Origin of the sequence: Cytobacillus oceanisediminis (assembly GCF_003182355.1) — a bacterium.
Taxonomy (GTDB): domain Bacteria; phylum Bacillota; class Bacilli; order Bacillales; family Cytobacillaceae; genus Cytobacillus; species Cytobacillus oceanisediminis_A.
In genome coordinates, this window is the sequence record NZ_QGTW01000010.1 from 142,869 (window position 1) to 162,695 (window position 19,827).

Genomic DNA, 19,827 nt, shown 5'->3' on the forward strand with positions numbered 1-19,827 from the left:
CATGAAGAGTTTATGTATTTGAAACTGGCTAAATTGGAAAGCTAATTAAACGTTATACCTCTATTTCGACAAATTTACACATTAATCGCCGACATTTACAAAAGCTTTACAATTAGTTAAAACCGCGTTAACAGTAAACCCTTATTCTATTACTCGTAGGACAAAACAACCAATTTTCTTAGGGGGAATTCAGGAATGAAGAGTCTTAAAAAAATGAGCCTGTTTTTAATGCTGGCAGCTGTGATGGTATTTACTGCAGCTTGCGGCGGCGGAGATACAAATGAAGGTGCAAATGGAAACGGTGAAAATGGTGAAGAGCTAGAAGGCAGTGTTGTCATTGACGGTTCTGGTACAGTTTATCCATTTATGGCACGCATGGCCGAGAACTATATGGGAGAACAGGAAAATGTCTCTGTTGAAGTAAGCCGCTCTGGAACTTCAGCTGGCTTCAAGAAATTCCTTGCAGAAGACGGAACAGACTTTAATGATGCTTCCCGCCAAATTAAAGATGAAGAAAAGGCACAAGCAGAAGAGCTTGGCATTGATGTACAGGAAATGAAGGTTGCATTAGATGGTATAACAATTGTAATTAATAAAGAAAATGACTGGGCTACAGAGCTTACACAGCAAGAGGTTATTGATATCTTCCTTGCAAGTGCCGGCAAGAAAAAGTGGTCAGACGTTCGCCCTGACTTCCCGGATGAAGAAATCCAAACTTATGGACCGAATGAAAACCACGGTACTTACGAATTTATGTTTGAAAATATTCTGGAAGAACAAGAATTGCCTGAAAACATTAACTTGCAGCAGGATTACTCAACTCTTGTAGACCTTGTATCTAAAGATAAAAATGCAATTGGATTCTTTGGATATGGATACTACGATAGCAATAAAGACAAGTTATCCGCTGTTAAAGTTGACTTTGGCAACGGCCCTGTTGAGCCATCTTTAGACACAATTAAAGAAGACGGCGATTATGCTCCATTTACACGTCCTGTATTCACATACTTGAATACAAATATGGCTAAAGAAAAGCCGCAAGTGCTTGATTACGCTATTTATACAATGGAAAATGCACAGGATGTTGCAGCAGAGACTGGCTTTGCCCCGTTATCTGATGAAGATGTCCAAGCTTCTCTAGATGCTTTAAACGGATTAAAGTAAGTTTTTAAAAGTGTTGAACATGGGAAGATGAGAAGTTAGCCTTCTCATCTTCTTGTTGGTGTTAAATGTTAATTTGGGTTTCCCTTGGGTAATATAAGCTAAAGAGTTCTTCCTTGGATGAGAAGGATGAAAGGGGTTTTACACTTGGCAAAAAGCGCTGTTCACGACAACAACAAAAAGTTGAATGTACGTGAAATCATACAGGAAAAGAAAAAATCTCGAAGCGTTAATAACGTTACGGAAAAATTAATACCTAAAATTCTATTTGGAATAGCAGCTATTTCTGTACTAACAACTATTGGAATTGTACTTACTTTACTAACGGAAACAATCGCCTTTTTTAAAGACGTTCCTATTATAGATTTCTTTACAGGCACAAAATTAAAGCCATTAGGGGAAAATGCAGTCTTTGGAGTGCTGCCGCTGTTGACTGGTACAATTATTTCATCTGCAATTGCCATGCTGGTAGCCATCCCGATTGGACTGATGACCGCTATTTTCTTAAGTGAATATGCGTCAGAAAAATTACGAAGAATTTTAAAGCCTCTTCTAGAGATACTGGCAGGTATTCCTACTATCGTTTATGGATTTTTTGCCTTTACATTTGTAACGCCAATATTAAGATCCATTATTCCTGGCCTCGAACCAACTAATATTCTAAGCCCTGGGATTGTAATGGGGATCATGATCATCCCGATGGTAGCTTCGTTATCTGAAGATGCGATGAGTTCAGTGCCAAATGCTATGAGAGAAGGTGCTCTTGCATTGGGTGCTACGAAGCTTGAAGTAACCTGGAAAGTAGTGGTTCCAGCAGCGATTTCAGGTATTATAGCTTCCTTTGTACTCGGAATTTCGAGGGCAATTGGAGAAACTATGATCGTAACCATTGCAAGCGGAAGTTCGAAAAACTTTACCTTTGACGTGACTCAATCCATGCAGACAATGACTGCTTATATAGTAGAAGTAACAGGCGGAGAAGCAGCAGCAGGTACAACTTTGTATTACAGCCTTTATGCAGTTGCGATGACATTGTTTGTATTTACGTTAATTATGAATCTTTTCGCTCAGTATATCTCTCGCAGGTTCAGGGAGGAATATTAATATGAAGTACGTTGACTCAACTCAAGTGCATAAAAAAATGGGCAGCCGCCTTTTTGCCAATAACCTGGCAAAAACTCTGTTCTTTTTGGCAACATTATTTGGCCTTGTTGTATTAGTTGTTTTGATTTATAGGGTCATTGCAGATGGATTAGGGTGGATTAATATTGATTTCTTGACGAATAGACTATCAACCGATCCAGAAAGAGCGGGAATCTGGGGAGCTATAACGGGAACTTTATGGCTCATGCTGGTTGTTGCTCCCGTAACGATGATTTTAGGAGTAGGTACAGCTATTTATCTTGAAGAATACGCCGCTAAGGGACGTATTTCCTCATTTATTAAAACAAATATCTCCAACTTGGCAGGTGTTCCATCCGTTGTTTTTGGTATTCTTGGATTAACTGTTTTCGCAAGGGCATTGGATTTGGGTTCTGTAGTACTTGCAGGCGGCTTGACTATGGCGCTGCTCGTTCTTCCAGTTGTTGTAGTTGCCAGCCAGGAAGCAATCCGGGCTGTGCCTCAATTTCTAAGGGAAGCATCTTATGGAATGGGCGCTACAAAGTGGCAGACTATTAAGAATGTAGTTCTTCCCGCGTCTTTGCCGGGAATTCTTACAGGAGTCATTCTTGCGTTATCCCGTGCAATTGGTGAAACAGCACCGCTGGTCGTAATCGGTATACCGGCATTGTTAATTCCTGTTCCGGACGGAGTCTTTGACAAATTTACCATTTTGCCGGTGCAGATTTATTATTGGACAATTGACTCGGCCCTTGTAGCTGAATACGCAAACCTTGCAGCCGCGACAATCGTTATTCTATTAATTGTTTTGTTCGCGATGAACTCAATTGCCATTTTGATTCGGAATAAATTTCAAAAAAGATTTTAGTCTGGGAGGGTTTAAAGAATGCCTGTAATGACAGAAAAAGCAAATCCAAATGTAAAAACAGATAAACTAAACGCAGGAACAAAAGAAAACAAGAAGGTTGTTTATAATACGAAGGACCTTAACTTGTGGTATGGGGAAGGCCATGCTCTAAAGAATATTAATTTGGCTATTAATGAGAATGAAGTAACAGCCATTATTGGACCTTCAGGCTGCGGTAAATCAACCTATATTAAAACGTTAAACCGGATGGTTGAATTAGTGCCTTCTGTAAAGATATCCGGAGAAATTTTATACCGTGAACGAAATATCCTTGATAAATCGTTTAAAGTGGAAGACTTAAGAACAAGTGTCGGCATGGTTTTCCAAAAGCCAAATCCGTTTCCTAAATCCATTTATGAAAATGTAGCATATGGTCCAAAAATTCACGGAATTCGCGATAAGAAAACCCTTGATGAGATTGTTGAAAAAAGCTTAAGGGGCGCAGCAATCTGGGATGAAGTAAAGGATCGTTTAAACCAGAATGCATACGGCCTATCTGGCGGTCAGCAGCAGCGCCTTTGCATTGCTCGCTGCTTGGCGATTGAACCGGATGTCATCCTAATGGATGAGCCAACATCTGCCCTTGACCCAATTTCGACGTTAAAGGTAGAAGAGCTTGTGCAAGAACTAAAAGAAGAATTTAGCATCATAATCGTTACACATAACATGCAGCAGGCTGCCCGTATCTCTGACAAGACAGCATTCTTCTTAAACGGTGAAGTGATCGAGTTTGCCGAAACAGACAGGATCTTCTCAACCCCTTCAGACAAACGAACTGAAGATTATATCACAGGACGATTCGGCTAATTTCTTAAGCGTAAAATCATTGAAAATTAATTCATATCGAATAGGATGAAGGGGGATAAAAATGATGGCAGTACGCGAAAGGTTTGAATATGATTTGCAGGAGCTGCAAAAGAAACTTCTTGAAATTGGAAACTTTGCTGAAGAGGCCCTGCATAAAGCGATTGAAGCACTTGAAACTCAAAATATTGAATTGGCTCTTGAAATTATGGATGACGATTCCCAGGCAGATCTGCTGTACGAGGAAATTAATGATTTGGCTATTCTTCTAATTGCCAAACAGCAGCCTGTTGCGATCGACCTCCGCCGCATTATCGTGGCCATTAAAATTGCAACAGATATAGAGAGAATTGCCGATTTTGCAGTTAACATTGCGAAGTCGACAATCCGAATCGGCTCAGAACCGCTTATAAAGCCGATTGAGCATATCAAGCAAATGCATAAGATCTCGACAGAAATGCTTCGCATGTCTTTGGAAGCTTTCAATGATGAGGATATAAATAAAGCCAAAAAAGTAGCGGATATGGATGATCAGGTAGATGACTTATATGGTGAGACAATAAAGGAATTGCTGCAAATCAATCTGCAAAAGCCTGAGTTTTTGCCGCAGATTACTCAGCTTTCATTTGTTTGCCGGTATTTGGAAAGAGCTGCAGACCATGTAACCAATATATCAGAACATATTTTCTACCTGGTCAAAGGCCGGCAATATGATTTAAATAACTAAACAAAAAAGCTAAAAGGAGGCAATTCCTTTTAGCTTTTTGTTATTGTTTTTGCAATATCTTTATAGCTCATCTGATTTGTTAATTCAAACGTGCCAAGCTGTATTTTTTTGCTAAAGCCGTATTCCTCCAGATAAACTCCAAACTCGGCAGCATCATCTACGATGTTTTCCTTTTCAAGCTGTTCCGCTATTTCTCCGGGGGTCATGCCGCTTGCAATTTCGAGCTGATAGGCTTTCGGAGATTCTGAGTGCTGCTTTTCAGTTTGTTCCTCACTGCGGGCCGCTGTTTCCTTGGAATCCTCATGTAGTGGCTCCTTCAAACTTGCATGCTCTTTTTCTGTCAATATAATATAACCTTCACGTATTAAAAATTCCTTTGCAGATGATTCATCCAATTTTGCATTTTCCGGCAGATCATTCGGATTTAAAAAATATGCAGAACCCATAATCAAAACCGAAATCAATATTCCAAAAGCAAATGCCCGGGTGTTCCTCTTATTCATAGCTCTGGCCTCTAAACATCATTTCAGTTTGAATTGCTTTAACTTCTTGAGGGGAAAGTGAAGATTGTCTCGCGATTTGGTCAACGGATAACCCTTGCTGGGTAAGCAGCACTACCTGGTTCTTTATTATTTCATGTACTTCCTTTTTCTCAATGGACGGAGGAGTGCTTTTAACAGGGAATGGCGGCTGGAAACTATCGTCCGCTAGCAGAAGTTCCTCCTCCAAAACCTTTAGCTTCTGCTTGATCTGGTACATTTCCTGAATCTGCTGAATGGATATTTGATCTATTTCTTCCCGTATTTCTTTGTAAGGATCTTTTAAAAATATCGAAATAAAGAATAAAGCAATAGATATTCCCAACAGTGCCAACATGATGTATTCCAAAAAAGTCACCTCATATTCATTTGAACAGAAACATTTTATCATCATTGGCGACAAATTTCGATAATCAATCCAAAATCTTGGAAAAATAAAGTTTTTTTGTCGTTGTTTACCGGACAAAACTGTCGAAACGCCGCCTTAAAACACTCGTAAAAATTTTTTCCGCTCCGATACTTCTGCTATATAGGCTCTCGCAATAAGCGACAATTTCCGTTCATTGTAGCAAGCCTGTTTCAATGCTAACATTAAGTTATAAAAAAAGTCATAAAATTTCGCCTTTGTTCATATATTCCATTTTTCTAAAATAAATAATGCTTAATGAGATAGAAAATTGAAAACAAGAGGTGCCGGTATGATAGATGAAATTATTAAGCTGCGCAGGAGGGGCCTTTCGTTCCGCAAAATTGCCCGCGAGCTTGATACGACGGTGGGCAAGGTGCAATACCAATGGACGAAGCTGGTTCAAAACAAAGCAAAACGCAGCAGCGAAGAGCCGTTTCAAATCAATTCTCCTAATCAGGGTACGGATAAAAAGAATGATTCTATCATCGAAGATAAGATTAACCTTACTCGCATAGCAGATGAAAAGATTAAGGTGGATTGGAAGCTTTCTATTTATAAAGAAAATATGGTTGCACAGTATTTTAATAGGCCCATCTCCTCTTGGAGAAAGGCTTTGCGAATCTATGATGTAACAGGAGTTATTTTTGACGGTGGAAATGCCCAGAGCGACCATGAAGTGGTTCTCCAAGAACATCATACGGAATGGATCTTCAAAGGATTAAAATCTAACAGGGTCTACTGTATAGAAATGGGAATGAAGCTTACAGAAAATATCTTCTTCCCTTTGCTCCGTTCAGATGCTTTGTATTCATCGGAAACAGGATTTGAGAATATCTCGAGGCCCCAAGAGCAAATCCAGAAGGCAGCAGAATGGACAGAAAGCGTGAGTACATACACATATTATGAAACTGTAAGTGAAGGAGAAGGATAAACCATGAATAAACCAATTACTGCCGAACCTAAAGAATATGTGCAGAATAATGGGATGCCAAAAATCCTTCTCCTTACGTGGGAATATCCGCCCAATGTAGTGGGCGGCTTATCAAGACATGTACACGGGCTAGCTGGAGGGTTGAATCAAAAGGGTTACGAAGTACATGTCCTGACTGCAAACCCAGGTAACCTTCCAAGCTATGAAAATAATGAGAGAACTCAGGTTCATCGTGTCAGTCCGCTTAAAGAAAAGGACCCAAACTTTCTGCACTGGATATTGGGTTTGAATCTGGCAATGGAGCAAAAAGCAAGGGAGCTGTCATCCTATCATGATTTCGAGCTAATCCATGCCCATGACTGGCTTGTAGGAGCCTGCGGACTATCATTAAAGGAGAGCCTTAAACTTCCTTTAATCACGACCATCCATGCCACAGAGTATGGAAGGAATAATGGAATTTACACGGAGCTTCAAAAATTTATACACGAAAAAGAAGAGCAGCTGGTGAACGGCTCAGATCGAGTGATTGTTTGCAGTGATTATATGAAGGAAGAATTGATTCAGCAATTTGCTATCAGCAGTGACAAAATGGCAGTTATAGCTAATGGGATTAACAAAGAAGTTCGATTGGAGAATCCTCAAATCGTACTTGCAGGCCTTCCAGTAAGGGATAGCGGCAGGCTGATTTTCTCTATTGGCCGAATGGTAAAAGAAAAAGGCTTTGATACCTTGATTGAGTCTGCAGACACGATGAAAGAAAGGTTTCCGGATGTTTATTTTATCATAGCGGGAAAAGGGCCAATGCTTGAGACATATAGGAAAAGAACCAAAGAATTGAAATTGGAGAGTCTCATCCATTTCCCGGGTTTTATAAATGACATGCAGCGTTCGGCTTTATTCCGTATGTGTACTCTTGCAGTTTTTCCAAGTTATTATGAGCCTTTTGGGATTGTTGCACTTGAAGCGATGATATCGGGCAAACCTGCAGTAGTCTCCAACACCGGTGGCTTGAAAGGGATTGTGAAGCATGGTTATTCAGGGCTGCTCATGACTCCAGGTGATCCATCCAGTTTTGCCGAACAGGCCGCTCATCTGTTGGAAAATGAGAATATAGCCAAAACGATTGGGGCCAATGGAAAAAAGGTAGCTGAAAGTCTGTTCAGCTGGGGACGTATTGCGGAAGAAACCAAAAGAGTTTTTGAAGAGACACTAATCAGCCAGAAACTTGAAGATCTGGTATGACATTTGCAGTTTGCAAAACCTGTGTTAATTTAATACTGCCAAGCCATTTGGATACCCGCTGGACTTCAAAATACGATAGAAAAAGGTGCATGGAGATGAACACATTAAACTGGATCAGATCTGATGTTTATGAAGAAATGGAGCAAGCGGCAAAAGGGAAGCTGAGAATGATTCCGGGATTATGGATAGATGGGAAAACCTATTGGATGGAGAATGGGTTTAAAGAATTATTTCCGGAAGAAAATATTTCTGTCCATGTAAAGCGGGATAATGTCCATTCCAAAATTTCTTTTTTCAGAAGTTATATTACCAATCATGATGATAAGCCACGTAATGTGAAGCTTTTAATACAGCATAAACATGAATATTCTTCTCGTGAACATTTCTCATTTATTTCTCCTGCAGAAAATGTCATTTTCCATATGGCTGATTCAAAAGTATTTTTGGTTAACGGGCAATTGAACGGAAAGAAAATGGCGGAATGCTCGATTCAGCCATATTGGAATTTATATAGTGATCAAATTTGGAAGTGCAGAAATAAAGGTATTCTAAGGTACCACCCAATGGTCAAGGGAAATGCCATAAGCATATTTGTCTTCAATGTTGGGTTTGAAGGCAAAGGAACAGTTGAAGCAGAGTCGTGGATTGTGAGCGGTGACAGTAAATCAGAGCTTCTTCGGTATAACCAGTTACTTTTAAAAAAACGTACTAGCATTTCGATTTAAAAAATGATATTATAGAAAAGTCGTATGAACGAACTAGTTTGAACATAGTTTGGAGGGAAATTACATGCGTGTGAACATTACGTTAGCTTGCACAGAATGTGGAGATCGTAACTATATTTCTAAAAAAAATAAACGAAATAATCCAGATCGTCTTGAGCTTAAAAAATATTGCCCAAGAGATAAGCGTTCGACTACACATCGCGAAACAAAATAAGCGGTAGGATGACTCCTACTGCTTTTTTTGTTGATTTTTTTTAATGGGTATACTTACCTTTATTGGCTAAATTGTACGGAAGCTGCTTGTCATAAATTTGTCTGTTGGAGGTTTATAAATTGGAAGCAGAAAAGAAGGTTCTTCGAAATGAAATGCTGAAAAGGCTAAAAATATTGGCCAAGCCAGAGTATGAACATCGCTCTTATGCGATAGCACGGAAACTCTATCAAAATCCTTTGTGGCTTCAGGCAAAAACGATAGGAATTACAGTTTCAAATCCGCCGGAGGCTGATACTTGGCAAATCATCAGAAAAGCTTGGGAGGAAGGAAAAAGAGTTGCTGTTCCCAAGTGCTTACCCAAAACAAAGGAATTGGTATTCAGAAGTTTGGAACGGTTCAGTGACCTGGAGTCAGTATACTATGGCTTATGGGAGCCGATTGAAGAAAAAACTGAAGAAATTCCGCGAGAAAAAATCGATACTTTAATTGTTCCGGGAGTGGCCTATATAAAAAATGGTTATCGCCTTGGCTTCGGGGGAGGGTATTATGATCGTTACCTTGAGAGCTACAAAGGCCATACACTATCATTGGCATTTGACTTTCAAGTGATTAAGAGCCTTCCGGTTGAAGATCATGATCGGCCGGTGGAAATGATTATTACAGATGAGCAGGTATGGAAAACGAACCATGCTTGAGAATGCTTTCATTTTACTCTTTATACTTATTACAGCGCTCGCAGGCTTTTATTTGAAATTATTATCAATTTCAGGCAGCTTAGCTGCATTTATCATTGGTATAGCTGTTGGCTGGGGATTTGGGCTTCATGGGCTTCTTGTCCTGGGGTTCTTTTTTGCCAGTTCAAGCCTATGGTCAAAATTTAAAGGTAAACAAAAGGTGAAAGTCGAAGACAAGCATGAAAAAGGCTCACGCAGAGATTGGCAGCAGGTAGCTGCCAATGGCGGTATTGCGGCCATTGCAAGTTTGTTTTATCTTGCTTACCCATCTTCTGTTTGGCTTATGGGCTTCCTGATTAGCTTATCTTCAGCCAATTCGGATACATGGGCATCAGAGATCGGTTCATTGAGTAAAAAACCGCCGTTGGCCATCCGCACCTTGAAGCCTGCTGAAACCGGTACTTCAGGTGCTGTCAGCCTTCTAGGGACATTTGCCGCCCTGGCAGGTGCCTCGGCCATTGCATTAATAGCATTCCTTTTGTTCGACGTTACGTCTTTTGAAGCTTTGTTAATATTGGCTTTCGGCTTTGCGGGAAATGTAATTGATTCCTTAATGGGGGCTTACCTGCAAGCGATATACAAGTGCAATGTTTGTGGAGCAGAAGTGGAGAAGTTGAATCACTGCGGAAAGAAGACGTCCTTAATTGGAGGCAAACGGATTGCTGATAATGACTTTGTCAATTTTTTTGCAGGTTTAGCTTCAACAGTACTGGGAATGCTTCTATATATATTAATGACATAAGGGAATAATGGCAGCGGCATCGGAATAAAAGTTTTCGCATTCATTTAATAAAATGATGGGTAAAGGGGCGGTTTTGATGAGGAGTCGGGTTAATAGAGTCGTATTAATTGGAACAGGGTTTGTGGGATCCAGTTATTCTTTTGCATTGTTAAATCAGGGTGTTACAGAAGAATTGGTTTTGGTTGATTTAAATAAAGAGAAATCTGAAGGAGATGCAATGGATTTAAACCACGGGATGCCATTCGCTCCATCTCCTACCTCTATATGGTTTGGTGATTATTCTGACTGCAAAGATGCCGATTTAGTTGTGATCACGGCGGGAGCAAATCAAAAGCCTGGTGAGACCCGCCTTGACCTTGTGGAAAAGAATACAAAGATCTTTAAAAGTATTGTTGGCCAAGTAATGGAAAGCGGATTTGACGGAATCTTTCTTGTCGCTACCAATCCTGTTGATATTTTGACATATGCGGTTTGGAAGTTCTCCGGGCTACCCAAGGAAAGGGTTATCGGATCAGGTACAATATTGGACACTGCCCGTTTCAGGTATCTGCTTGGCGAGTATTTTAAAGTGGATACTCGGAATGTCCATGCCTATATAATTGGTGAACATGGGGATACGGAACTGCCCGTATGGAGCCATGCAGACATTGCCGGAAAGAATATAGATGACTGGATAAGTAAAGAGGCAGCCTATAAGCAGGAGGATCTGGACTCTTTATTTTTAAATGTGCGTGATGCAGCTTATCAGATTATCGAACGGAAGGGCGCTACTTATTATGGAATTGCCATGGGATTGGTTCGGCTTACAAAGGCAATCCTGCAAAATGAAAATTCGGTGCTGACTGTTTCAGCTTATTTGGATGGACAATATGGACATAATGATGTTTATATTGGCGTTCCGGCTATTGTTAACAGAAATGGAATACGTGACATCGTTGAGCTAAATTTAAGCAAAGACGAACAGGATAAATTTACCCAATCGGTAAAGGTGCTTAAAAAGACAATGGAACCTGTTATTAAGAATTAATATTTATCTATTGAGCATTCGGGATATTGCATTTGTTATTTTTTGCTTCTGCTGAAATATGGATAAAAGCCTCGCCCTCATCTCAAAATAATAAAGAGGAGGGATTTCGAATGTCTCGATTATTATCCATATTCATGATTGGGCTTGGCGGTTACTTTGCCTATCAGAACCGCTATCGATTAATAAATGTCCTTTTTGGCAATGCCTTACTCCGCAGGTTCCTTGTCAGCTCAGTTATGAGTTTTCCAGGTATCCGTGACCGGATGATGAGCTCCGTTTTTTCATCTGGAGCTTCGGAAGGGCGGCAGTAGATGAGTAAAAAGACCGTAAAAGGTCTTTTTATTTTGCTGTTATTCATAAAATGCTTTTTCTTTTACAAAATGAAGACTTTTTGCCTATAGTTAAATAAAAGCAGTAAGAGAGTGGGGGAAGAATTGGGCTTTCAAGAGGATTATATATTTTGGGCATTAGCTCATTATTTTATATCTGACCAAGAGTATAGGATGATTCAACTATCAAAAAGCCAGGACGAACTGTGGCTTGAAAAGCTGGAACATAAAGAAGCAAAGGTAATACGGCTGCTAAAATATAATCTTGATTGGAGCAATTGGATGCAGCGGGATATTGAAAACACCGCTCAAAAAGCTGAATCAATCAGAAGGCAGCTTGGCAGAAAGGAATTGCCAATTTTAAATATATATGTTACTGCCTACCCGCCTGTTGATGATTATGAATTCCGGATATCAGCGCCATTTATGGCTGAAAAGGGAAAGGCTTCTGTTCAAACATTGATTTTTGATTCCAGTCATCCTGAGAGCATAAACAGGATTGAGGCCATCTTTCATGATCCGTTATCCATGCCTGTCGGGGAGTTTACTGAAACTGACGCCGATGAGGTAAAGCATGCAACCCTTTCAAAAGCTGTAAGTAAAGCGAAAAAAGAAAAGGCGTTATTCAATTTTGGAAAGCCTTTTTTTACGTATATCTTCGTTTTTATTCAAATAGCTGTTTTTATGTTATTGGAATGGAAGGGCGGGAGCACAGACACTTCCACATTGATTAAGTATGGAGCTAAATTTAATCCTCTTATTTTGGAAGGGGAATGGTGGCGGTTCTTTACTCCAATTGTTCTGCATATCGGACTGCTTCATTTATTAATGAACACCCTTGCATTGTATTACCTTGGATCAGCAGTGGAACGGGTATACGGAAATTTAAGGTTCTTGTTCATCTATATCCTCGCGGGGTTTGGAGGGACTTTAGCCAGTTTTATTTTCAGTCCCACCCTGTCAGCGGGTGCGAGTGGAGCTATTTTCGGATGTTTTGGTGCACTGTTATATTTCGGGCTCATCTATCCCAAACTCTTTTTTAGGACGATGGGATTCAATATACTTGTTGTCCTGGGAATAAACCTGGCTTTCGGGTTTACGATTCCCGGAATTGACAATGCGGGCCATATAGGCGGGCTAATAGGAGGTTTTCTTGCCACTGGCATCGTTCATTTTCCGAAAAAGAAAAAACCATGGCTGCAGTTTTTATTTTTAGCCGTTACGGCAAGCTTAGTTGCCGGTTTATTAAAATATGGATTCAATGAACCGGGAAATTTGATGAATGAACAGACAGCCATGGTTATGGCTCAGGAGTATATTAAGACGGAGGAGTATGATAAAGCGCGCTCTTTGCTTGCTGATTTTATTAATGAAGAAGAGGCTTCTCCTGAAGTCTATTTTCTTTTATCCTATGCAGAAATTAAAGAGGGTGATCTTCAGAAAGCGAAGGAGCATCTCGATCACGTTATTAATGAAAAAGCGGCTTTTCATGAGGCGCACTATAACCTGGCGCTCATCTATTTAGAGGAAGAAAATACTGAAAAAGCACAGCAGCATGCCCAAAAAGCGGCTGAGTTGAATCCGGGACAGGAGGAGTATCAGCAGCTCTTAGAGCAAATTGCAGACTTGGAAACATCCGGGCAGCAATAAAGTTTAATTTACAGGCGGCAATTTTGTTTTCCTCCTAGTAAATATTCCGTGCTATTCAGGCATTTTTTTAGAATCATACCATTCGCTGGTATGATTTTTTTTTTGCATGTCTATCCTGTTGAATAGTATGCAAGGAAAAGAATGGAATAGATTGCTGAGGTGGGGATTATGGAGCAGGTTAAACGTGAGCCTGTAAAGGTGTCGCTGAAAGAAAATATTGCCTACCTAAGAGAGGCTCTTGGTGTAGAAAAAAGCTTTGATGTTATTCAGCTGGATCTTGAATATGCAGAGAGGGAAATGGCCCTCTATCTTGTAGATGGTTTTGTAAAAGATGATATTTTGCACTTCTTGATGAAACTTCTCGCCGGACTGGATAAAGAACAGCTTGAGGGTGATACCCTTTCCAAGCTGATTAAAAGGTATATTCCATATGTTGAGGTAGAAGCAAACGACGACTTAAATAAAGTCGTGGATATGGTGCTGGCTGGCCCAACTGCTCTGGTCGTGGATGGAGTAGATCAGGTCATTCTAATTGATGCACGGACCTATCCTGTAAGAGGCCCTCAAGAACCGGATATTGAAAGAGTTGTCCGTGGGTCAAGGGATGGTTTTGTAGAGACACTTGTTTTTAATACTGCTCTTACACGAAGAAGGATCAGAGATCGGACACTCCGAATGGAATATATGCAAGTCGGGAGACGTTCCAAAACAGACATTGTAGTCAGCTATATAGAAGACATAGCCGATCCGATAATGGTGGAAAAAATTAAAGAGTCTCTTTCGAAAATTGACACGGATGGGCTTCCCATGGCTGAAAAATCCATCGAAGAGTTTATATCTGGACGGCATTGGAACCCATATCCAATGGTCAGGTATACCGAGAGGCCCGATACAGCAGCAACTCATCTATATGAGGGGCATGTTTGTATTATTGTGGATGGGTCACCAAGTGTTATCATTACGCCAACTACTTTTTGGCACCATCTGCAGCATGCAGAGGAATACAGGAATAAGCCCCTTGTTGGTGCTTATTTACGGTTTGTGCGCTTTTTAGCGGTTTGGGCATCCATCTTTCTTTTGCCATTATGGTATTTATTTGCTGTTGAACCGCAATTGCTGCCTGAGGCTTTATCATATATAGGTCCGAATGATATAGGGCAGCTTCCTTTAGTAGTCCAATTTCTCATAATTGAACTTGGGCTGGATATGCTGAGGATGGCTGCCATTCATACACCTTCCTCACTTGCCACAGCCCTAGGACTGGTGGCGGCTCTGATGATCGGGCAGGTTGCTGTTGAGGTTGGTTTGTTCATTAATGAAGTTATTCTCTATTTGGCGATTGCAGCAATTGGAACTTTTTCAACGCCAAGCTATGAAATGAGCCTGGCAAATCGATTAATCAGAATAGGATTGCTGATTGCGACTAGCTTATTCCATACATACGGATATGTAATTGGAATTGTGCTGCTGATTATTATGCTTGCAAGAATGAAGTCTTTCGGAGTTCCGTACCTATGGCCGTTTATCCCTTTCAACTTAAGGGCATTTAGAGATGTTTTGGTCAGGTCGCCCATCCCGTTAAAAAACAGGCGCCCGCGGTTTCTTCATCCGAAGGATCCCGACCGCTAGATTACTTCAGAATCCCTCCCTGGAAGAATCAGGGAGGGATTCTTTTTGGTATAGCAGAAATAGCTATCATAACAGTGCAGCCTGCTCCTTCCCTCTTGAGGAGGGGCATAATTTAGATTATACTTTAATGTGGTAAAAACTTATTGATAAAGGTCGAGGTAAAGGATGAAAACCATTTATGATATACAGCAATTCCTGAAGAAATATGGGACGATTATATACATAGGAGACAGAGAAGCTGACTTGGAGCTTATGGCATCCGAATTAAAAGAACTTTATGATTCACAGCTTATTGACGTGAAAGACTACCAAAGTGCAGCTTTGCTTATACGGACTGAAATTCAGCGTCTAAGAGAGAAAAAATAGACAGAAAAGGTGATTAATTTGGCAGAGAAGTGGCTAATTGGTGTAGATTTAGGCGGGACAACTACGAAACTTGCTTTTATCAATTACTATGGGGAAATTCTTCACAAATGGGAAATCCCAACTGATAATAGTGAAGAAGGTAAAAATATAACGATTAATATTGCAAAAGCGATAGACCGCAAACTTGAAGAGCTTGATCTGACGAAGGACAAAATAATAGGGCTTGGCATGGGGGCCCCCGGACCGGTTAATCTGGCCACTGGTGTCGTTTATAATACCGTTAATCTCGGCTGGAATGATAACTATCCGCTTAAGGACCTGCTGGAAGTGGAAACGTCTCTTCCAGTCATTATTGATAATGATGCAAATTGTGCTGCCCTTGGCGAAATGTGGAAGGGTGCCGGCAATGGAGCAAAAGATCTTGTTTGCGTCACTCTGGGAACAGGTGTAGGAGGAGGCGTGATAGCCAACGGAGATATCGTTCAGGGTGTGAGCGGTGCCGCAGGAGAGATTGGCCATATTACCTCTGTCCCTTTAGGAGGGGCACAGTGCAATTGCGGCAAGACGGGCTGCCTTGAAACGATCGCGTCCGCTACAGGGATTGTACGGCAGGCTATTGAAAAGCTGCAGTTGAGCGAAGACGGCGAGCTTGCTAAAATTTATAAAGAGAATGGCCAGATTACGGCAAAAGATGTTTTCGATACAGCAAGGCTTGGAGATGCAACGTCCCTTTCAGTTGTCAGCGATACAGCCTTACACCTCGGATTGGCTTTGGCCAATGCTGCTAATACGCTTAATCCGGAAAAAATCGTATTAGGAGGAGGCGTATCAAAAGCAGGGGATATATTGTTAAAACCTGTTGTAGAAAATTTTGCCAAATTTTCATTCCCGAGAGTGAGGGAATCAACAGAAATCGATATTGCCACTTTAGGGAATGATGCTGGTGTGATCGGAGCAGCCTGGCTGGCAAAAAATAAATAAAGCATTAAAAGTACCTGTTTTATACGGGTACTCTTTTTTATTTAAAATCTAATAATTCTGAATTCTGTGAATGTAGGAACTAAATAAGGTTTCAAACGTCTAATAAATTGGGTAAACAAAATAGCAGCCATTCTATAATTTTACAAGTTGAGTGTAAATTCTGAATTGATTTTGTGTAAAAAAAGTATTAAGATTTGATTTGCCTAAATATAATATTCCTTATCATGCAAAGAGCTTGCTTGCTTCCACAACTTCTAGGAGGTAGAAGTAGATCATGAAAAAAATACAATGGTCAAGGTTATCACTGGTTGCCCTTGCTACGGTCTTGCTTTGGCTTAAGACATATATAGTCTATAAAACCAGCTTTGAAATTAAGATAGAAAACTGGAAACAGGAGTTCATATTGTTTCTCAATCCATTAAGCTTTCTTCTGTTTGTATTTGGATTCGGGTTATTTATGAAGGAAACAAAACAAAAACGCTATATTCTGATTTCCAGCTTTGCCATTTCGGCTGTTTTATTCGCTAATGTTGTTTTCTACAGATTTTTTAACGATTTTTTAACAATTCCTGTGCTTTTCCAAACAAGTAATATGAGCGATCTTGGAAGCAGTGTAAATGAACTTTTAAATGTAAGTGACTTGCTGTATTTTACTGACTTTGCAATCCTTGCCCTTATTGTTTCCGTGAAACCTGTCCTAGCAGCCTATCGCCCTGCCTCAAAAATGCATCGCAGGGCATACTTTTTGGGTGCGGCTGCTGTTGCATTTTTTAATCTTGCATTGGCGGAAACAGAACGCCCGCAGCTTTTGACCCGCACCTTTGACAGGGAGATGCTTGTTAAAAACATCGGAACCTACAATTATCATATCTATGATATTTTTCTCCAATCTAAATCTTCTGCCCAAAGGGCACTTGCAGATGGAAGTGAACTGGCAGATATAAAAAACTACGTTTCAGCGAATTATAAAAAGCCGAATGAAGAGATGTTTGGGATTGCGAAAGAAAAGAACGTTATTCTTATTTCTATGGAATCTACCCAGAATTTTGTAATCAATGAAAAAGTAAATGGACAGGAGATAACGCCATTTCTGAATGATTTTATTAAGGAAAGCTATTATTTTGAAAATTTTTATCATCAGACAGCCCAGGGTAAAACATCAGATTCTGAGTTCCTGGTGGATAACTCGCTGTATCCGCTCAGCCGTGGAGCGGTATTCTTCACTCACTCCGGAAACGAGTATAATGCAACTCCAGCTATCTTAAAAGATAAAGGATACTTTACAGCAGCCCTGCATGCGAATAACAAAAGCTTTTGGAACAGGGATATCATGTACCAGTCCTTTGGTTATGACCGTTTTTATTCCTTGCCGGATTATCAGGTTAGCAAAGAGAATTCTGTCGGCTGGGGTTTAAAGGACATTGATTTCTTTGAGCAATCTGTACAGCATTTAAAAGAGATGCCAAAACCTTTTTATGCAAAATTTATTACACTTACGAATCACTTCCCATTTGATCTGGAGGAAGAAGACCAATTCATCCAGCCCTATAATTCTGCAGATAAAACAGTGAATAATTACTTCCCGACTGTCCGTTATCAGGATGAGGCGCTCAAAAATTTCATCCAGCGATTAAAGGAAGAAGGCTTATATGAAGATTCAATTATTATTCTCTACGGTGATCATTATGGAATTTCCGAAAACCACAATGAAGCAATGGGCCAATTCCTTGGAAAAGAAGTTACGCCTTTTGTCAGCACACAGCTGCAAAAAGTTCCGTTAATCATTCACATTCCGGGACAAGAAGGAAGGACGATTTCCAAGGTTTCCGGTCAGATTGATCTTAAACCAACTATTCTTCATATGCTTGGCATTGGCACAAAAGGGTCGATTGAATTTGGTGCTGATTTATTTGCAAAAGATAAAATGGATTTTACAGTATTGCGGGACGGCAGCTTTGTAACTAAGAAGTATGTATATACCCGGGATATCTGCTATGACAAGGAAACGGAACAGCCAACCGACAAAAACGCTTGCGAGCCATATCTGGCTAAAGCAAAAAATGAACTCCAATATTCGGATAAGATCATTTATGGAGACTTGCTGCGTTTCTATGAAGCTGCAGACCAAGAATAAATATGAATGGTACTGAATAGCCTAAAGCCTGCGGTTTCGCAGGCTTTTTTCTGCGGAAAAACAGTCATCTTTTTTCTATTGCATTCATAAGATTGAAACGATGGAAAGGGGGAGAAAGATGAAAGTTAAAGTCCGGTCCGGAGATTCATTATGGTATTACAGCCAGCTCTTCATGATGCCAATGAATCTTATTATTGATTCCAATCCAAGCGTAAATCCGGCTTCTTTAAAGATTGGACAGGAGATAAATATTCCAGGTTTTACCTTACAAAACTATACTGTAAAAAAGGGTGATACCTTTTGGAAGTTAGGTGCCTCCCGAAACCTGTCCGTAGATGCCCTTCTGCTGATTAATCAAACCCTTAATCCAAATAGCCTGACTATCGGAGCAGTCATCAAACTGCCTATACGCGTCATTTCGCCGATTGTCGCAGGCAGGAGACAATATGATTTTCAGGCTTTAATGGCTGATATATCCACATTGGCTGCCATTTATCCATTTATTAAGATAAATACAATTGGAAATAGTGTTCTCGGGAAGCCCATTCAGGAAATTCGTCTTGGGAAGGGAAATAAAAAAGTTCAAATAAATGCTTCATTCCATGCGAACGAATGGATTACAACACCGATTTTAATGGCATTACTAAACAATTTCCTTTTATCTTTAACCAATGTTAGGCCTATAAGGGGCTTGTCAACAATGCCTTTATATAATTCCGTGGATCTTTCCATAGTGCCGATGGTTAACCCGGATGGGGTTGATCTGGTTTTAAACGGTCCACCGCCTGAAGTAAGGGAACAGGTTATGGAGATAAACAGAGGAAGTACTGATTTTTCCGGCTGGAAGGCAAATATTAGAGGGGTGGATTTAAATAATCAATTTCCTGCCAAATGGGAATTTGAAAAAGAAAGATCAGAACAAAATGCCCCTGCGCCAAGAGACTACCTTGGGGAAGCGCCCTTAACAGAACCGGAAGCAATAGCCATGGCTGACCTGGCAAGGAACAACCAATTTGATAGAATGCTCGCTTTCCATACCCAGGGATCAGAGTTTTATTGGGGATATGAGGGAATGGAACCTCCGGAATCACAAGTGATCGCTGCTGAATTTGAACGTGTCAGCGGCTATAGAGCGGTCCAATTTATTGACAGTTTTGCCGGCTATAAGGATTGGTTTATTCAGGAATTTCGCAAGCCAGGATTCACAATCGAACTTGGAAGTGGAATCAATCCTTTGCCTTTATCGCAGTTTGATGAAATATATGAAGAAGTTCTAGGTATTTTCCTCGCATCGCTTTATATGTAAAAAATATATTTTTTACACGGCCTGTTTCTTATTGTTTTTTAATTCAGCAGAGATTAAAATAAACTATCATTACTATTATTTCAGCTATCAGCAGCATGAGTTTTAGCCGCTTTTCCAATTAAAAGCCGGAAAATCGGCTTTTTCCTAT

Annotated in this window: 21 protein-coding genes; 19 read left to right on the forward strand and 2 right to left on the reverse strand. The window is 40.3% G+C overall.

Translation table 11 applies throughout. The features are described from left to right. The first annotated feature begins 195 nt into the window (after positions 1–195). From DFO73_RS18305 to phoU, 5 genes are all read left to right on the forward strand, one after another. On the forward strand, positions 196–1,164 hold the full coding sequence (locus DFO73_RS18305; RefSeq protein ID WP_110066156.1) for a PstS family phosphate ABC transporter substrate-binding protein: 969 nt from the start codon (positions 196–198) through the stop codon (positions 1,162–1,164). 126 nt (positions 1,165–1,290) lie between these two features. Beyond that, a complete protein-coding gene (pstC, locus tag DFO73_RS18310) occupies positions 1,291–2,265 on the forward strand; it encodes a phosphate ABC transporter permease subunit PstC (protein ID WP_110066157.1) in 975 nt (324 codons plus the stop codon). Position 2,266: 1 nt separating this feature from the next. Then, a complete protein-coding gene (gene pstA / locus DFO73_RS18315) occupies positions 2,267–3,151 on the forward strand; it encodes a phosphate ABC transporter permease PstA (RefSeq protein WP_110066158.1) in 885 nt (294 codons plus the stop codon). Between the two features lie 27 nt (positions 3,152–3,178). Beyond that, the gene (gene pstB / locus DFO73_RS18320) at positions 3,179–3,997 is read left to right on the forward strand and encodes a phosphate ABC transporter ATP-binding protein PstB (RefSeq protein ID WP_309043767.1); all 819 of its coding nucleotides are present in this window, start codon (positions 3,179–3,181) and stop codon (positions 3,995–3,997) included. Positions 3,998–4,061: 64 nt separating this feature from the next. Continuing rightward, positions 4,062–4,721 carry a phosphate signaling complex protein PhoU gene (phoU, locus tag DFO73_RS18325; RefSeq protein ID WP_181396064.1) on the forward strand — a complete coding sequence of 220 codons (660 nt, stop codon included), beginning with the start codon at positions 4,062–4,064 and terminating at the stop codon, positions 4,719–4,721. Between the two features lie 29 nt (positions 4,722–4,750). Here phoU and DFO73_RS18330 read toward each other — a convergent pair whose 3' ends face one another. Both DFO73_RS18330 and DFO73_RS18335 read right to left on the reverse strand, forming a co-directional pair. After that, positions 4,751–5,224: an endolytic transglycosylase MltG gene (locus tag DFO73_RS18330; RefSeq protein WP_110066161.1), complete on the reverse strand. Its 474-nt coding sequence runs from the start codon at positions 5,222–5,224 to the stop codon at positions 4,751–4,753. After that, a complete protein-coding gene (locus DFO73_RS18335) occupies positions 5,217–5,609 on the reverse strand; it encodes a hypothetical protein (protein WP_258309582.1) in 393 nt (130 codons plus the stop codon). Before DFO73_RS18335 ends, DFO73_RS18330 begins: the two co-directional genes overlap by 8 nt. Before the next feature lie 349 nt (positions 5,610–5,958). Between DFO73_RS18335 and DFO73_RS18340 the strand changes: the two genes are divergently transcribed. From DFO73_RS18340 to DFO73_RS18405, 14 genes are all read left to right on the forward strand, one after another. Then, positions 5,959–6,600 (forward strand): DUF4912 domain-containing protein, encoded by a 642-nt coding sequence (locus DFO73_RS18340; protein ID WP_110066162.1) that lies wholly within the window; start codon positions 5,959–5,961, stop codon positions 6,598–6,600. Between the two features lie 3 nt (positions 6,601–6,603). Beyond that, a complete protein-coding gene (locus DFO73_RS18345) occupies positions 6,604–7,842 on the forward strand; it encodes a glycosyltransferase family 4 protein (RefSeq protein WP_110066163.1) in 1,239 nt (412 codons plus the stop codon). Between the two features lie 95 nt (positions 7,843–7,937). Continuing rightward, a complete protein-coding gene (locus tag DFO73_RS18350; RefSeq protein ID WP_110066164.1) occupies positions 7,938–8,567 on the forward strand; it encodes a hypothetical protein in 630 nt (209 codons plus the stop codon). A 64-nt stretch (positions 8,568–8,631) separates the two neighbouring features. Further along, complete coding sequence (gene rpmG / locus DFO73_RS18355) at positions 8,632–8,781, forward strand: 50S ribosomal protein L33 (protein ID WP_009332954.1); 150 nt, start codon at positions 8,632–8,634, stop codon at positions 8,779–8,781. A 119-nt stretch (positions 8,782–8,900) separates the two neighbouring features. After that, entirely contained in the window at positions 8,901–9,476 is a 576-nt protein-coding gene (locus DFO73_RS18360; protein ID WP_110066165.1) for a 5-formyltetrahydrofolate cyclo-ligase, read from the forward strand. Continuing rightward, complete coding sequence (locus DFO73_RS18365) at positions 9,469–10,257, forward strand: DUF92 domain-containing protein (protein ID WP_110066166.1); 789 nt, start codon at positions 9,469–9,471, stop codon at positions 10,255–10,257. Before DFO73_RS18360 ends, DFO73_RS18365 begins: the two co-directional genes overlap by 8 nt. A 76-nt stretch (positions 10,258–10,333) precedes the next feature. Next, positions 10,334–11,284 carry an L-lactate dehydrogenase gene (locus DFO73_RS18370; protein ID WP_110066167.1) on the forward strand — a complete coding sequence of 317 codons (951 nt, stop codon included), beginning with the start codon at positions 10,334–10,336 and terminating at the stop codon, positions 11,282–11,284. A gap of 110 nt (positions 11,285–11,394) precedes the next feature. Beyond that, a complete protein-coding gene (locus DFO73_RS18375; RefSeq protein WP_110066168.1) occupies positions 11,395–11,595 on the forward strand; it encodes a hypothetical protein in 201 nt (66 codons plus the stop codon). Positions 11,596–11,718: 123 nt separating this feature from the next. After that, the gene (locus DFO73_RS18380) at positions 11,719–13,263 is read left to right on the forward strand and encodes a rhomboid family protein (RefSeq protein ID WP_110066169.1); all 1,545 of its coding nucleotides are present in this window, start codon (positions 11,719–11,721) and stop codon (positions 13,261–13,263) included. A gap of 168 nt (positions 13,264–13,431) precedes the next feature. Beyond that, complete coding sequence (locus tag DFO73_RS18385) at positions 13,432–14,892, forward strand: spore germination protein (protein ID WP_110066170.1); 1,461 nt, start codon at positions 13,432–13,434, stop codon at positions 14,890–14,892. 165 nt (positions 14,893–15,057) lie between these two features. Beyond that, positions 15,058–15,258, forward strand: a complete 201-nt coding sequence (locus DFO73_RS18390) for a YqgQ family protein (RefSeq protein WP_110066171.1) — start codon at positions 15,058–15,060, stop codon at positions 15,256–15,258. A gap of 18 nt (positions 15,259–15,276) precedes the next feature. Next, positions 15,277–16,239, forward strand: a complete 963-nt coding sequence (locus tag DFO73_RS18395) for an ROK family glucokinase (protein ID WP_110066172.1) — start codon at positions 15,277–15,279, stop codon at positions 16,237–16,239. A 274-nt stretch (positions 16,240–16,513) separates the two neighbouring features. Then, positions 16,514–18,373, forward strand: a complete 1,860-nt coding sequence (locus DFO73_RS18400) for an LTA synthase family protein (protein WP_110066173.1) — start codon at positions 16,514–16,516, stop codon at positions 18,371–18,373. 118 nt (positions 18,374–18,491) lie between these two features. After that, positions 18,492–19,679 (forward strand): M14 family metallopeptidase, encoded by a 1,188-nt coding sequence (locus DFO73_RS18405; RefSeq protein WP_110066174.1) that lies wholly within the window; start codon positions 18,492–18,494, stop codon positions 19,677–19,679. Positions 19,680–19,827 lie beyond the last annotated feature (148 nt).

Coding starts and splice junctions, on each gene's coding strand:
- DFO73_RS18305 (WP_110066156.1), top strand. CDS start 196: ATGAAGAGTCTTAAAAAAATGAGCCTGTTTTTAATGCTGGCAGCTGTG.
- pstC (WP_110066157.1), top strand. CDS start 1,291: ATGAAAGGGGTTTTACACTTGGCAAAAAGCGCTGTTCACGACAACAAC.
- pstA (WP_110066158.1), top strand. CDS start 2,267: ATGAAGTACGTTGACTCAACTCAAGTGCATAAAAAAATGGGCAGCCGC.
- pstB (WP_309043767.1), top strand. CDS start 3,179: ATGACAGAAAAAGCAAATCCAAATGTAAAAACAGATAAACTAAACGCA.
- phoU (WP_181396064.1), top strand. CDS start 4,062: ATGGCAGTACGCGAAAGGTTTGAATATGATTTGCAGGAGCTGCAAAAG.
- DFO73_RS18330 (WP_110066161.1), bottom strand. CDS start 5,224: ATGAATAAGAGGAACACCCGGGCATTTGCTTTTGGAATATTGATTTCG.
- DFO73_RS18340 (WP_110066162.1), top strand. CDS start 5,959: ATGATAGATGAAATTATTAAGCTGCGCAGGAGGGGCCTTTCGTTCCGC.
- DFO73_RS18345 (WP_110066163.1), top strand. CDS start 6,604: ATGAATAAACCAATTACTGCCGAACCTAAAGAATATGTGCAGAATAAT.
- DFO73_RS18350 (WP_110066164.1), top strand. CDS start 7,938: ATGAACACATTAAACTGGATCAGATCTGATGTTTATGAAGAAATGGAG.
- rpmG (WP_009332954.1), top strand. CDS start 8,632: ATGCGTGTGAACATTACGTTAGCTTGCACAGAATGTGGAGATCGTAAC.
- DFO73_RS18365 (WP_110066166.1), top strand. CDS start 9,469: ATGCTTGAGAATGCTTTCATTTTACTCTTTATACTTATTACAGCGCTC.
- DFO73_RS18370 (WP_110066167.1), top strand. CDS start 10,334: ATGAGGAGTCGGGTTAATAGAGTCGTATTAATTGGAACAGGGTTTGTG.
- DFO73_RS18375 (WP_110066168.1), top strand. CDS start 11,395: ATGTCTCGATTATTATCCATATTCATGATTGGGCTTGGCGGTTACTTT.
- DFO73_RS18385 (WP_110066170.1), top strand. CDS start 13,432: ATGGAGCAGGTTAAACGTGAGCCTGTAAAGGTGTCGCTGAAAGAAAAT.
- DFO73_RS18390 (WP_110066171.1), top strand. CDS start 15,058: ATGAAAACCATTTATGATATACAGCAATTCCTGAAGAAATATGGGACG.
- DFO73_RS18400 (WP_110066173.1), top strand. CDS start 16,514: ATGAAAAAAATACAATGGTCAAGGTTATCACTGGTTGCCCTTGCTACG.
- DFO73_RS18405 (WP_110066174.1), top strand. CDS start 18,492: ATGAAAGTTAAAGTCCGGTCCGGAGATTCATTATGGTATTACAGCCAG.